Annotated in this window: 10 protein-coding genes; 8 read left to right on the top strand and 2 right to left on the bottom strand. The window is 73.4% G+C overall.

Annotated elements, in window-relative coordinates:
• The first annotated feature begins 331 nt into the window (after nucleotides 1–331).
• The 6 genes from ABEB07_RS28865 (at nucleotide 332) to ABEB07_RS28840 (ending at nucleotide 7553) form a co-directional block, all read left to right on the top strand.
• Nucleotides 332–1531: an ROK family transcriptional regulator gene (locus ABEB07_RS28865; RefSeq protein WP_345671035.1), complete on the top strand. Its 1200-nt coding sequence runs from the start codon at nucleotides 332–334 to the stop codon at nucleotides 1529–1531.
• A gap of 359 nt (nucleotides 1532–1890) precedes the next feature.
• Entirely contained in the window at nucleotides 1891–2961 is a 1071-nt protein-coding gene (locus tag ABEB07_RS28860; RefSeq protein WP_345671034.1) for an ABC transporter substrate-binding protein, read from the top strand.
• A 5-nt stretch (nucleotides 2962–2966) separates the two neighbouring features.
• Nucleotides 2967–3839 (top strand): ABC transporter permease, encoded by an 873-nt coding sequence (locus ABEB07_RS28855; protein WP_345671032.1) that lies wholly within the window; start codon nucleotides 2967–2969, stop codon nucleotides 3837–3839.
• Nucleotides 3815–4549: an ABC transporter ATP-binding protein gene (locus tag ABEB07_RS28850; protein WP_345671031.1), complete on the top strand. Its 735-nt coding sequence runs from the start codon at nucleotides 3815–3817 to the stop codon at nucleotides 4547–4549. The genes ABEB07_RS28855 and ABEB07_RS28850 overlap by 25 nt, the downstream gene beginning before the upstream one ends.
• Nucleotides 4546–5898, top strand: a complete 1353-nt coding sequence (locus ABEB07_RS28845; RefSeq protein ID WP_345671030.1) for an LLM class flavin-dependent oxidoreductase — start codon at nucleotides 4546–4548, stop codon at nucleotides 5896–5898. The genes ABEB07_RS28850 and ABEB07_RS28845 overlap by 4 nt, the downstream gene beginning before the upstream one ends.
• A 254-nt stretch (nucleotides 5899–6152) precedes the next feature.
• On the top strand, nucleotides 6153–7553 hold the full coding sequence (locus ABEB07_RS28840; protein ID WP_345671029.1) for an amino acid permease: 1401 nt from the start codon (nucleotides 6153–6155) through the stop codon (nucleotides 7551–7553).
• Nucleotides 7554–7947: 394 nt separating this feature from the next.
• Here ABEB07_RS28840 and ABEB07_RS28835 read toward each other — a convergent pair whose 3' ends face one another.
• Complete coding sequence (locus ABEB07_RS28835) at nucleotides 7948–8607, bottom strand: mycothiol-dependent nitroreductase Rv2466c family protein (protein WP_345671028.1); 660 nt, start codon at nucleotides 8605–8607, stop codon at nucleotides 7948–7950.
• 136 nt (nucleotides 8608–8743) lie between these two features.
• On the opposite strand from ABEB07_RS28835, the gene pepN reads away from it, so the two are divergent.
• Together pepN and ABEB07_RS28825 are read left to right on the top strand one after the other, a co-directional pair.
• Nucleotides 8744–11326, top strand: a complete 2583-nt coding sequence (gene pepN / locus ABEB07_RS28830; RefSeq protein ID WP_345671027.1) for an aminopeptidase N — start codon at nucleotides 8744–8746, stop codon at nucleotides 11324–11326.
• 286 nt (nucleotides 11327–11612) lie between these two features.
• Nucleotides 11613–12662, top strand: coding sequence for a hypothetical protein (locus ABEB07_RS28825; RefSeq protein WP_345671026.1), 1050 nt, complete (start codon nucleotides 11613–11615; stop codon nucleotides 12660–12662).
• A 121-nt stretch (nucleotides 12663–12783) separates the two neighbouring features.
• Here the strand turns inward: ABEB07_RS28825 and ABEB07_RS28820 are convergent, their stop codons facing one another.
• Nucleotides 12784–13242: an NUDIX hydrolase gene (locus ABEB07_RS28820; protein WP_176148969.1), complete on the bottom strand. Its 459-nt coding sequence runs from the start codon at nucleotides 13240–13242 to the stop codon at nucleotides 12784–12786.
• Nucleotides 13243–13361 lie beyond the last annotated feature (119 nt).

Raw genomic sequence — 13361 nt, 5'->3', positions numbered from 1 at the left:
TCCTCGCCCCGCCGCCCGCCGGGGGCGGCCCCGCACGCCGTCCTCGCCCCGCCCGCCGGGGGCGCGCCCGCGCGGCCCTCGCCCCGCCCGCCGGACACGGCCCCGCGTTCGGCGGGCGTCTCGCCCGTCGGTCGCCGTCTGGGCACGGGTGGGACCGTTTGCTAGCTTCGAACGCATGGTTGCCCAGGCCCGGTACTTCTCGTCGCGTCGCTATGTCGACCTGCGACGCCAGGGCACGGCCACCTGTCGCCGCTCCCGGTAGGGGCGGGCTCCGCGCGCCCCTGCTCACGAGCAGGCGCAGCGTCGGCCCCGTCCTCCCCGGAGACACCCCATGCCCCGTACCGCGACACCCCTCCTGACCTCCCCCGTTTCCCGGCTCGCCGATCCCGACCGGCGCCGCACCAGTGCCAGCGCCGTGCTGCGCTCGGTGCTGGCGCACGGGCCGGTGGCGCGCAGCACCATCGCCCGGCTGACCGGGCTGTCCCCGGCCGCCGTGAGCGACCACTGCGCCCGGCTGGCCCGGCTCGGGCTGATCCGGGAGGCCGCCGCGCCCCGGCAGTCGGGCGGGGTGGGCCGGCCGCACGTGCCCGTGGACGTGGACGACGCGCGGTTCCTGGTCGGCGCCGTGCACGTGGCGGTGCCGTACACCACGGTCGCGCTGCTGGACCTGCGCGGCCGGGTGGTGGCCGAGCGGCGGATCGAGCACACCGGGACGGAGCCGGCGCGGGTCCTCGCGCGGGCCGCCGACGGGATCGCCGCGCTGCTGGCCGGGGCGCCGGGCGCCGCCGCGCTCGGCGTGGGCTTCGCGGCCGGCGGCTGGGTGGACCGGGACTCCGGGACCGTGGTGCGGCATCCGCTGCTGGGCTGGCGGGACGTGCCGGTGCGGGAGGCGATCGGCGCGCGCACCGGGCTGCCGGTGCACGTCGACGGACACGCCCGGTCGCTGGTCAACGCCGAGCGGCTGTTCGGCGGGGCGCGGAGCAGCCGCAGCGTGCTGCACCTGTTCGTGGGCAACGTGGTCGACGCGGCCTTCGCCACCCATGACGAGGTGCACCACGGGCCGCGCTCGCAGGCGGGCGCGATCGCGCATCTGCCGGTGCCGGGCGGCACGGAGCCCTGTGCGTGCGGGCGGGTGGGCTGCCTCCAGGCGGAGTTGAGCGAGCGGACGCTGTGCCGGCGGGCCCGTGCGGCCGGGGTGATCGACGGGACGAACCCGATGCGCGTGCTGGACGCGGCGGCGGCCGGCGACCCGGCGGCCGTACGGCTGCTGGTGGCCCGCTCGCGGATGACCGGGCGGGCGGTGGGAATGCTGCTGGCCGTGCTCAATCCGGAGACGGTGGTGGTCACCGAGGTCGGCGCCATGCGCCGGGAGGACTGCCTGGCGGCGCTGCGGCAGGCGGCCGGCGCGGACCGGGCGGCCGATGTGCGGCCGAGCGCGTTCGCCGACTCCGTGCTGGCGGTGGCGGGCGGCGCGGTGGCGCTGGACGTGCTTTACCGGGACCCGCTGACCGTGTCATCCGACGTTGATTAATTCGGAAACTCCGAATGTTGACAGCACTCGTGCGGGACCGGGAGCATTCCTTCCATGAACCCGCTCACGAGCTGTCGCACTCTTTGTTGCTGACCCGTTGAAGCGTCCCGGAGCGCCTTTTCCTCCGGTTCTCCACCGCGTCTCCACCGCGCGCCCGGGCATCCGGTCCTCTTCCGGATGCCCGACGCCCGGACTTTCCCCGCGTGAACCCGCGTGAACCCATGTGAACCCGCGTGAACCCATGTGAACCCGCGTGAACCCGCGTGAATTCACCTGCGCTGTGCCGGACTTCGCCGTCGTCCGGAATTCCGTACGCGTTCCGCCGCCCTGTGCACCCTGTGATCCCCCGGAGTCCCGCCATGCCTTCCGCACCCGTGTCCGGCCTGGACCGGCGCCTGTTCCTCTCCTCCCTGCTGGGTGTCGCCGCGGCGACGGCCGGGCTGAGCGGCTGCGCCGGCTCCGGCCGCGCCGCCGCCGCGTCCGGCGCCGACCTGTCCGCCCCGCTCGCGGCCAAGGTGCCGCCGGGCACCCGTCTGAAGATCGCCTCCTACCAGGACGTCCAGCAGCTCCAGTTCAAGCTGGCGAAATTCCCCGAGCTGCCGTTCACGGTCTCCGACTGGCTGAACATCGGCGCGGGCCCCGACGTCATCAACGCGTTCCGCGCCCATTCCCTGGACCTCGCCAACAACGCGGGCATTCCGCCGATCCAGGCGCACTTCCAGGGCTACGACGCGCGGATCGTCGCCATCAACGTCACCCGCAGGCCGAACTACCTCTTCGCCACCAAGCCGGGCAGCGACATCCGCACCGTCCGCGGCTTCGCGGGGAAGAAGCTCGCCTTCTCGCAGGGGCAGGCGCAGGGCGTCGTCCTGCTGCGGGCGCTGAAGGAGGCGGGGCTGACGTACGACGACGTGAAGCTGGTGCCGCTGACCAGCAACCAGTTCCTCACCGCGCTGCAATCGGGGCAGGTGGACGTCGCCCCGCTCGCCAACAGCCAGGCCCCGGCCTATCTGAGGCAGTACGGCGCGAAGGGCGCGCACACCATCCCCACCGACGTCGTCGACCTGCTGAACCTGCTGTGGGCGCCGGCCTCGGTGCTGGCCGACGAGGCGAAGGCCGCCGCCGTCGCCGCGTACGTCCCGCAGTGGGCGCGCGGCCTGGTGTGGCAGTGGGAGCACCCGGACGAGTGGAACCGGGAGTTCTACGTCAAGACGCAGAACCTCACCCTGGCGCAGGCCGAGTCCATCACGAAGCTCGCCAACAAGCCGCTGTTCCCGCCGAGCTGGGACGAGGCGGTCAAGTGGGAGCAGGAGACCGCCGATCTGCTCGCCGAGGGCGGCTTCGTGAAGAGGTTCAAGGTCGACTCGCTCTTCGACCGGCGGTTCGAGTCCATCGCGGCCCGGGCCGTGGCGGCCGAGTACCGGAGGTGAGCGCCATGACGACCTCGGCGACCGAGAAGACCGCGGCCACGACGACCGTCACCTCGGCGGCTCCCGCAAACGCCGGTGCGCCGGTCCGCACCCGCCGTGCCCGCCGTGGGCTGTCCCCCGGCAGGCGGCTGCCCGCCGCCCGGCTGGCCGGGCCCCTGGTGCTGCTGGCGCTGTGGGCCGCCGCCTCCGCCGCCGGGCGGCTCGACCCGGGCGCGATCCCGGCGCCCTGGACGGTGCTGCGGACCGCCGGGCGGCTGTGGAGCGACGGCACGCTGCCCACCGACGTGGCGACCTCGCTGCGCCGGGCCGCCTACGGCTTCGCCATCGGTCTGGGCGCCGGAGTGCTGCTGGCGCTGGCCGCCGGGCTCAGCCGGACCGGCGAGGCGCTGATCGACGGGACCGTGAACCTCAACCGGGCGATCCCCACCCTCGGCCTGATCCCGCTGTTCATCCTCTGGCTGGGCATCGGCGAGACCTTCAAGGTCGCGATCATCGCGATCGTCGTCTACATCCCGATCTACCTGAACACGCACGCCGCGCTGGCCGGCATCGACACCCGGTTCGTCGAACTGGCCGAGGTGCAGGGCCTGTCCCGCTACCGCTTCCTCCGCGAGATCGTGATCCCCGGCGCGCTGCCCGGCTTCTTCGTCGGCCTGCGGCTCGGCGTGACCGGCTCCTGGCTCGGTCTGGTGGTGCTGGAGCAGATCAACGCCACCAGCGGCCTCGGCTACATGATGTTCCAGGCCCAGAACTACGGCCAGAGCGACGTCATCCTCGTCGGCCTGCTCGTCTACGGCGTCTTCGGCCTGGTCTCCGACAGCGTGGTCCGTCTCGTCGAACGGAGGGTGCTGTCATGGCGCCGCACACTGAGCAGCTGACCCGGCCGGCCGTCCGGCTCACCGGTCTGACCAGGTCGTTCGAGGGCCGTACCGTCCTCGACGGCATCGACCTCGACCTGCCGGCCGGCTCCTTCACCGCACTGCTCGGGCACAGCGGCTCCGGCAAGAGCACCCTGCTGCGGGCCATCGCCGGACTCGACCACCGGGTGGCGGGCGGCGGCGAACTGGCCGCGCCCGAGCGGGTGTCCGTGGTCTTCCAGGACTCCCGGCTGCTGCCCTGGCGCCGGGTGCTGGACAACGTGCTGCTGGGCGCCGACGGCAAGGCCGCCGCCGCGCGCGGCCGGGCCGCCCTCGCCGAAGTGGGCCTGGGCGGCCGGGAGAGGGCCTGGCCCAGCGAGCTGTCCGGCGGCGAGGCGCAGCGCGCCGCCCTCGCCCGCTCCCTGGTCCGCGAACCCGAACTGCTGCTGGCCGACGAGCCGTTCGGCGCGCTCGACGCCCTCACCCGGATCCGGATGCACGGCCTGCTGCGTGCACTGTGGCAGCGGCACCGGCCGTCGGTGCTGCTGGTCACCCACGACGTGGACGAGGCGATCGTGCTCGCCGACCGTGTCCTCGTCCTCGACCACGGCCGTATCGGCCTCGACCTGACCATCGACCGCCCGCACCCGCGCTCCTACCGGGACCCGCTGCTCGGCGAGTACCGGGAACGGCTGCTGGCCGCGCTGGGCGTCACGGAGGACCGCGCATGACCCGCCAGTTGCACCTGAACGCGTTCCTGATGAACACCGGCCACCACGAGGCGTCGTGGCGGCTGCCGGAGAGCGACCCGTACGCGCACACCGACCTCGCCCACTATGTGAACCTGGCGCGGATCGCCGAACGCGGCACGTTCGACTCGCTGTTCCTGGCCGACGGGCCGCAGCTGTGGAACACGGTGGCGCAGCGCCCGGCCGGCGCGCTGGAGCCGCTGACGCTGCTGACCGCGCTGGCGACGGCCACCGAGCACATCGGCCTGATCGCCACCGCCTCCACCTCCTACAACTCCCCCTACAACCTGGCCCGCAGGTTCGCCTCGCTGGACATCGTCAGCGGCGGCCGGGCGGGCTGGAACATCGTGACCACCGCGGGTGAGGAGGCGGCCCGCAACTTCGGCCTGGCCGCCGAGCCGGCGCACGCCGAGCGGTACGCGCGGGCGGCGGAGTTCACCGAGGTGGCGCTCAAGCTGTGGGACAGCTGGGAGGACGACACGATCGTCGCCGACAAGGCGGCCGGGGTGTGGGGCGACGACGCCAAGATCCATCCGCCCCGGCACGAGGGCACGTACTTCAGCGTGGCGGGCGCGCTCAACGTGCCGCGCAGCCCGCAGGGCTATCCGCTGCTCGTGCAGGCCGGCTCCTCCGAGGACGGCAGGGCGTTCGCGGCGCGCTACGCGGAGGCGGTGTTCACCGCGCAGCAGACGCTCGCCGACGCGCAGGGCTTCTACGCCGACCTGAAGGCGCGCACCGGGAGGGCCGGGCGCGATCCGGAGCACCTCAAGGTGCTGCCCGGGATCGTGCCGGTGCTGGGCTCCACCGAGGCCGAGGCGCGCGCCAACGAGCGGGTACTGGACGAGCACATCGTGCCCGAGCACGGCCGCACCCGGCTGGAGAACCTGCTGCACCTGCCGCCCGGCACCCTCGACCTGGACCGTCAGCTGCCCGGCGACCTGCCGCCGGAGTCGGCGATCGAGGGCGCCAAGAGCCGCTACACGCTGGTGGTGGAGCTGGCCCGGCGCGAGCGGCTCACCGTGCGGCAGCTGATCGGCCGGCTCGGCGGCGGGCGCGGGCACCTCACCTTCGCGGGCACCCCCGAACAGGTCGCCGACGCCATCGGGACCTGGTTCACGCGGGGCGCGGCCGACGGCTTCAACATCATGCCCGCGGTGCTGCCCTCGGGCCTGGAGGCCTTCGTGGAGCACGTCGTCCCGATCCTGCGCGCCCGCGGCCTGCTGCGCGCCGGGTACGGGCCGCGCCGGACCCTGCGGGAGCGCTACGGCCTGCCCCGCCCCGCCAACCAGCACGTCACCCGGCACCCCGCCCCGGCGCTCTCCAGAACCTGAAGGGCCCGCTCCGCGCCGTATGAGGTGCCCGATCTCCGCCGCTTGGAGAGCCCGCTCCGCGCCGTCCGAAAGGTCTCCTCACCCCCTTCCCAGCCCCGGAGGTCCGTGAGGTCACCGCTCGCCGCGTAGTCACCGCCTCACCCTGCGCGCAGGGCGCGTCCGGATAATGGGCAGCCCGTCCCCGTGAGCGGACGGGCTGCCCACACTGTGGGCACTTCCGCCCCCACCCCCCACACCCCCGGACGAGCGCGCCCATGCCAAGCAGCCCCACCCGCACCAGCACCGGCGAAGCCGCCGACGCGCCCGAGGCCGACGCCGCCTCCCTCGGGCACGGCCTCAAACAGCGCCATCTGTCGATGATCGCCCTCGGCGGGGTGATCGGCGCCGGTCTGTTCGTCGGCTCCGGCGCGGGCATCGCCGCCGCCGGTCCCTCCATCGTGGTCGCCTACGCCCTGTCCGGCGCCCTCGTGATGCTGGTGATGCGGATGCTGGGCGAGATGTCGGCCGCCCATCCGTCGTCGGGCTCCTTCTCCGCGCACGCTGAACGGGCGTTCGGGCCGTGGGCCGGCTTCACGGCGGGCTGGTCGTTCTGGGTGCTGCTGTGCACGGCGGTCGGCCTGGAGGGCATGGGCGCCGCGAAGATCGTCACGACCTGGCTGCCGGGCACGCCCGACTGGCTGTGGGTGGCGCTGTTCATGGTGGTGTTCTGCGGCGCGAACCTGGCCGCGGTGAAGAACTTCGGCGAGTTCGAGTTCTGGTTCGCCGCGCTGAAGGTCGGCGCGATCAGCCTGTTCCTGGTGCTGGGCGTCCTCGCGGTCGCCGGGGTGCTGCCCGGCACCGACTCGCCGGGCGCCTCGCACCTCACCGACTTCCTCCCGCACGGCGGCCAGGGCCTGATCGTCGGCCTGCTCGCCTCGGTGTTCGCCTACGGCGGCCTGGAGACGGTCACCATCGCGGCGGCCGAGTCCGAGAACCCGGTCAAGGGCGTGGCGAGCGCGGTGCGCACCGCCATGTGGCGGATCGCGCTGTTCTACATCGGCTCCATGGCGGTCATCGTCACCCTGGTGCCGTGGAACTCCCCGGACGTGGTCGCCAAGGGCCCCTACGTCGCCGCCCTGGACCAGCTGGGCATTCCGGGCGCCGGGCAGCTGATGAACGTGGTGGTGCTGGTCGCGCTGCTGAGCGCCATGAACGCCAACATCTACGGCTCGTCGCGGATCGCGTACTCGCTGGTGCGGCGCGGTCAGGGGCCGCGGGCGCTGGCGAAGGTCTCCGGCGGGGTGCCGCGGGCCGCGGTGCTGGTGTCGAGCCTGTTCGGGTTCGGGTGCGTGCTGCTCAGCTACTGGCGGCCCGACGACGTCTTCCCCTGGCTGCTGAACATGATCGGCGCGGTGATCCTGGTCGTCTGGATCTTCATCGCCGTCTCGCAGCTGAGGCTGCGGCGCCGGCTGGAGCGGGAGGCGCCCCAGAAGCTGGTGGTGCGGATGTGGGCGTTCCCGTGGCTGACGTGGGTGGCGCTGGCCGGGATGGCGGCGGTGTTCGTGCTGATGGCCCGGGAGGCCGACACGCGGGTGCAGCTGTACTCGACGGGCGCGATGACGGTGGTCCTGGCGGCGATCGGCTACGCCCGGCAGCGCAAGGGCGTCCGCGGCTGACGTGACTGACGTACCTGACGTACGGCCCCTCGGACGCCGGACTCTCCGGAAGGCCCCCGCGTGACGCACGCGGGGGCCTTCCGGCGTGCGGCGCAACGCCTCCGTCTCGGCGGCCCCCTCCTCTTGCCCGGACACGGCCTCTTGTTGCTGACTTGTAGTTGCAAGCCATTCGCAATAACGTGCTGCCATGGCCGCGCCGGCCGGTCCCGCCGCCGCGCGCACCGAAGCGTCCCGCCTCGTGATCGTCTTCTCACCCTTCACGCGGGCGGGCGGAAAGAAGGAGACCCCCGCGAGGACATGACTCGCGGGGGTCTTCCCGTAAGGGCCGTGAGGGCCGTAAGGGCGCTACGGGCCCGTCGGACCCTTAGGGGGGCGCGCCGGGAACGCTCCGGGGTTACAGGTTGCTGAAGTCCGGGCCGGCCGTGCGGGTGCGCTTGATCTCGTAGAAGCCGGGGACCGAGGCGACCGCGACCGTGCCGTCCCACAGGCGGGCCGCCTCGTCGCCCTTGGGCGTCGGGGTGACGACCGGGCCGAAGAAGGCGATCTGCTCGCCGTCGGCGCCGGGCAGCGCGATGACCGGGGTGCCGACCTCCTGGCCGACCTTGTCGATGCCCTCCTTGTGGGAGGCGCGCAGCTCGGCGTCGAACTCGAAGTCCTCCTGGTCGGCGTAGTCGATGAGGTCGGCGGGCAGGCCCGCGTCCGCCAGCGCGCCGGCGATCGCCTCGCGGGTGGCGCCCTCGCCCTGGTTGTGGAAGCGGGTGCCGAGCGCGGTGTAGAGCGGGCCGAGGACGTCCTCGCCGTGCTTCTGCCAGGCCGCGGTCACCACGCGCACCGGCGCCCACGCCTTGGTGGACAGCAGCTCCCGGTACTCCTCGGGCAGGGTGTCGATCTTGGGCTCGTTGAGCACGGCCAGGCTCATGATGTGCCAGCGGACCTCGATGTCGCGCACCTTCTCGACCTCCAGCACCCACCGGGAGGTCATCCAGGCCCACGGGCACAGCGGGTCGAACCAGAAGTCGACGGGCGTCCTGGCGGCGGAGGCGTTCTCGGACATGGCTCTCCTCGGTATCGGGGCTTTGAACGGGCCAACCCGATCGTTCGCTAGGGCATTCCCTGATGTCCGGCGTCAGGTCCGCATGGCAGGATCGGTGCTGTCCACATCTTGATCACGACACGAGGGAGTGCCGTCCGTGCCCGGTGAGAATCTGTCCCGCGACGAGGCCCGGGAGCGGGCCGCTCTGCTGTCCGTCGACGGGTACGAGGTGTCCCTCGACATCCGCTCGGCGGTCGGCGGGCCCGAGGGCGACGGGCCGCGCACCTTCCGGTCCGTCACCACGATCCGCTTCCGCTGCAACGAGCCGGGCGCCAGCAGCTTCGCCGACCTGATCGCGCCGGGCGTCACCGCCGTCTCGCTCAACGGCCGCGATCTGGACCCGGGCGAGGTCTTCGACGGCTCCCGGATCCTGCTGGAGGACCTGGCCTCCGACAACGAGCTGGTCGTGGACGCCCGGTGCGCCTACTCGCGCACCGGCGAGGGCATGCACCGCTTCGTCGACCCGGAGGACGGCGAGGTCTACCTCTACACGCAGTACGAGCCGGCCGACTCCCGCCGGGTCTTCGCCAACTTCGAGCAGCCCGACCTCAAGGCCCCCTTCCGCTTCGAGGTGCGGGCGCCGCAGGGCTGGACGGTGTGGAGCAACGGCGCGGGCGAGCAGCACGACGGGGTGTGGCGGTTCGCGGAGACGAAGCCGATCTCGACGTACATCACGTGCGTGGTGGCGGGGCCGTACCACTACGTCACCGACACCTACGAGCGGGAGCTGGCGGACGGGACGCGGCTGGAGATCCCGCTCGGCGCGCTGTGCCGCAAGGGCCTCGCCCGGCACTTCGACGCCGACGACGTCTTCCTGATCACCAAGCAGGGCCTGGACTTCTTCCACGAGCACTTCGACTACCCGTACCCGTTCGGCAAGTACGACCAGGCGTTCGTGCCGGAGTACAACCTCGGCGCGATGGAGAACCCGGGCCTGGTGACCTTCCGCGAGGAGTACATCTTCCGCGGCAAGGTGACGCAGGCGTCCTACGAGGCGCGGGCCAACGTCATCCTGCACGAGATGGCGCACATGTGGTTCGGCGACCTGGTCACCATGGTGTGGTGGGACGACCTGTGGCTGAAGGAGTCCTTCGCGGACTTCATGGGCACCTTCGGCAACGTCGGCGCGACCCGCTTCGAGGACTCCTGGATCACCTTCGCCAACCGCCGCAAGGCGTGGGCGTACCGGGCCGACCAGCTGCCCTCCACGCACCCGATCACCGCGGACATCCGCGACCTCCAGGACGCCAAGCTGAACTTCGACGGCATCACCTACGCCAAGGGCGCCAGCGTCCTCAAGCAGCTGGTGGCGTACGTCGGCCAGGACGCGTTCCTGGAGGGCGCGCGCCGCTACTTCAAGCGGCACGCCTACGGCAACACGCGCCTGGGCGACCTGCTGGCGGTGCTGGCCGAGACCAGCGGCCGGGACATGGGCGTCTGGGCGCGGTCCTGGCTCCAGACGGCCGGCGTCAACTCGCTGACCCCGCAGGTGCTGCTGGACGCCGAGGGCCGTATCGACGAGCTGGCGGTGGTGCAGGAGGCCGCCGAGTCGCACCCCGAGCTGCGCCCGCACCGCGTCGCGGTGGGCCTGTACCGGCGCTCGCAGGTCGGCGCCCTGGAGCGGTACGCGCGCGCCGAGGTGGACGTGGCCGGCGCCCGTACGGTGGTCGCCGGGCTGGCCGGCCAGGACGCGCCGGAACTGGTGCTGGTCAACGACGACGACCTCACCTTCTGCAAGATCCGCTTCGACGCGACCTCGCTGGCCACGCTGCGCGAGCAGCTGGGCGCGCTGACCGATCCGCTGGCCCGCGCCCTGTGCTGGTCGGCGCTGTGGAACCTGACCCGTGACGCGCTTTTGCCGGCGCGGGAGTTCATCGACCTGGTGCTGCGGTTCGCCGGCCGGGAGACCGACATCGGCGTGCTCCAGATGCTGCACGCGTGGGCGCGTTCGGCGCTCGTGCACTACGTCGCGCCCGAGTGGCGCGCGGCGGCCGGCACGGCGCTCGCCCAGGGTGCGCTGGCCGAGCTGCGGCAGGCCGAGCCGGGCAGCGAGCACCAGCTGGCGTGGGCGCGGTTCTTCGCCGCCGCGGCCTCGGCGCCGGCCGATCTGGAGCTGCTGCGCGCCCTGCTGGACGGCGCCGAGGAGATCACCGGTCTGGACGTCGACCAGGAGCTGCGCTGGGCGTTCCTGGAGCCGCTGGCGACCTATGGGGCGGCCGACGAGAAGGCGCTCGCCGCCGAACTCGCCCGCGACGACACGGCCTCCGGCAAGCGGCATCAGGTGCGCTGCCTGGCCGCGCGGCCCTCGGCGGCGGTGAAGGCGCAGGCGTGGGCGCAGGTGGTGGAGTCGGACGCGCTGTCGAACGCGCTGGTGGAGGCCACCATCGCGGGCTTCGAGCGGTCCTCGCAGCGGGAGCTGCTCGCGCCGTACGCGGAGCGGTACTTCGCGGTGATCGAGCGGGTGTGGCGGGAGCGGTCGATCCAGATCGCCATGCACGTGGTGCAGGGGATGTACCCGGCGCTCCAGGACTCGCCCGGGACGCTGGCGGCGACGGACGCGTGGCTCGCCGCGCACGAGGACGCGGCGCCCGCGCTGCGCCGCCTGGTCCTGGAGGCCCGCGACGACCTGGCGCGGGCGCTGCGCGGGCAGGAGTGCGACGCGGCGGTGGGCGCGGCGTGAGCCGACGCCCACGGGCTGCCGCCTGAGCTTGAGTCGGGCTTGAATCTCGGCTGCGTCGCGGCTTGGGTCGGGGCTTGCGTCGCGGCTTGGGCTGCGGCTTGAGCTATGGCCAAAGCTCTGGCGTGGAGTAACTGTTACAAGATGCCCCGTAACCCCTGGTCCGGCCCGTGCGGACCAGGGGTTTTCGGCATCCGAACACCCGTCCTTTAGTGCTGCCTTGTCCGGCTTTGTCGACGGACGTGTAACAGCGGTTAGCGGGCGGTGCGGGTGCGGGAAGTTCCCCGGCATGAACCACAACACCCCGCTCTCCCCCCGCCCCCTGAGCCACCTCGCCGAGACGCACCGCCGGGTCCTGACCACCGCTCAACTGCGCGCCCACGGCGTGTCGGCGGCGGAGACGACTGAGCGGTGCCGGGCCGGCGGCCCCTGGCAGCAGTACCTGCCGGGCGTGTTCCTGCTCCACCCGGGCCCGCCGACCAGCGAGGAGCGGCTGCACGCGGTCCTCATGTACGCGACGCGCGGCTCGACGCCGCAGCCGGCGCCCGGCGTGCCGGCGCAGCCCACCGCCCGGCAGCCGCGCCGTCCGGCGCCCGCCGACGTGATGATCACCGGCCTCGCCGCGCTCACCCTGCACGGCTTCGCCGCCGCGCCCGCCCTGCCGGCGCTGGCGAAGATCGACGTCCTGGTGCCGCGGCCGCGCCGGCTGCGCTCGGCCGGCTGCGCCCGCGTCCTGCGGGCGGCCGAACCGCCGGCGCCCGAGGTGGTCACGGGCCTGCCGGTGGCCCCGGTGCCGCGCGCCCTGGCCGACGCGGTGGCCGGGCTGCGGGACGCGGCGGTGGTGCAGCGGCTGCTGACGGAGGCGGTGCGCGGCGGGCACTGCGAACCGGCCGCGGTGGTGCGCGAACTGTCCGAGCAGCGGCTGCTGAACCGGCCGCACGTGGTGGACGCGGTGGACTCGCTGCTGGCCGAGGGCCGCTCCATCGCCGAGGAGCGGCTGTACCGGATGGTCGCCGAGCACGGCCTGCCCGACCCGGTGTGGAACGTGGACCTGCGGCTGCCGGGCGGCCCGCACCTGGGCGGTCTGGACGCGTACTGGCCCGACGAGGCGGTCGCGCTGGAACTGGACACCCGGGCGCCCCGCCAGAACGACGACGCGCTGTGGACGGAGTACGCCCGCAAGCGCGAACTCCTGGAGCGCCTCGGCATCACGGTCGTCCACGTCACCCCGAAGAAGCTCCGCGACGCACCGGCCCAGCAGGCCACGGTGGTCCGCACCGCCCTGATGGCCGCGACCGACCGCGACCCGGCGGTGTACGTGGTGGTACTGCCCCACTAGCAGCGGGGCACCCACCGGGGGACGGCGCACCGCGGGGGGCGGAGCCGTCAGGAGGGGAGCGCAGGGGCCGCCGGGCACACCAGCCCGCCGGCCCCTGCGCGCGTGCGCCGCCCCGCGGCCGCTACGCCTGCTCCCCCGGCACCCGGCCCACCCCCGGCCGCTCGCGCCACAGGCGCAGGCCGACGTCGACCAGTTCGACGCGCTGGAGGTCGGGGACCGACTCCAGGGGGTGCCAGGCGGCCAGGTCGGTGGAGCCGTTCGTCTCGTTGCGCAGTTCGCCGCCGGTGACCCGGCCTTCGTAGACAATGCGCAGGCCGTGGAAGTCGGCCTGGGCGCCCAGCGGGCGCGGATAGGTGCGGCGGATCGAGTCCAGGCCGAGCAGGGTCACCGGCTCGACGGTGTAGCCGGTCTCCTCCTCGGCCTCGCGGACGACGGTGTCGTAGGGGTCCTCGCCGTGCTCCATGCCGCCGCCGGGCAGGGTCCAGCGGCGCGCGCCGTCCCGTGCGACCCACCGGGCCAGCAGCATCCGTCCGTCCTGTACACACACGGCGTAGGCCGCCACCCGCAACTCCTCACGCATGAGGAGACGTTACGGCAGCGGCGGCCCGGACGGCGGGTGTTCGGGCGGGTCGAGGGGGCGGCCGGGCGCGGCGACGGTGCGCAGGCGGGCCGCCACGGCGCGCGGTCGCGGGTACGGAA

This window comes from Streptomyces similanensis (genome assembly GCF_039543625.1).
Lineage (GTDB): Bacteria > Actinomycetota > Actinomycetes > Streptomycetales > Streptomycetaceae > Streptomyces > Streptomyces similanensis.
The sequence above is the reverse complement of the archived record's forward strand: the minus strand, read 5'-3'. Positions and strand labels throughout refer to the sequence as shown.

What these genes read in the sequence shown, in the direction of transcription:
- ABEB07_RS28820 (WP_176148969.1), bottom strand. Translation starts at nt 13,242, where the DNA reads ATGCGTGAGGAGTTGCGGGTGGCGGCCTACGCCGTGTGTGTACAGGAC.
- ABEB07_RS28835 (WP_345671028.1), bottom strand. Translation starts at nt 8,607, where the DNA reads ATGTCCGAGAACGCCTCCGCCGCCAGGACGCCCGTCGACTTCTGGTTC.
- ABEB07_RS28860 (WP_345671034.1), top strand. Translation starts at nt 1,891, where the DNA reads ATGCCTTCCGCACCCGTGTCCGGCCTGGACCGGCGCCTGTTCCTCTCC.
- ABEB07_RS28850 (WP_345671031.1), top strand. Translation starts at nt 3,815, where the DNA reads ATGGCGCCGCACACTGAGCAGCTGACCCGGCCGGCCGTCCGGCTCACC.
- ABEB07_RS28840 (WP_345671029.1), top strand. Translation starts at nt 6,153, where the DNA reads ATGCCAAGCAGCCCCACCCGCACCAGCACCGGCGAAGCCGCCGACGCG.
- ABEB07_RS28865 (WP_345671035.1), top strand. Translation starts at nt 332, where the DNA reads ATGCCCCGTACCGCGACACCCCTCCTGACCTCCCCCGTTTCCCGGCTC.
- ABEB07_RS28845 (WP_345671030.1), top strand. Translation starts at nt 4,546, where the DNA reads ATGACCCGCCAGTTGCACCTGAACGCGTTCCTGATGAACACCGGCCAC.
- ABEB07_RS28825 (WP_345671026.1), top strand. Translation starts at nt 11,613, where the DNA reads ATGAACCACAACACCCCGCTCTCCCCCCGCCCCCTGAGCCACCTCGCC.
- ABEB07_RS28855 (WP_345671032.1), top strand. Translation starts at nt 2,967, where the DNA reads ATGACGACCTCGGCGACCGAGAAGACCGCGGCCACGACGACCGTCACC.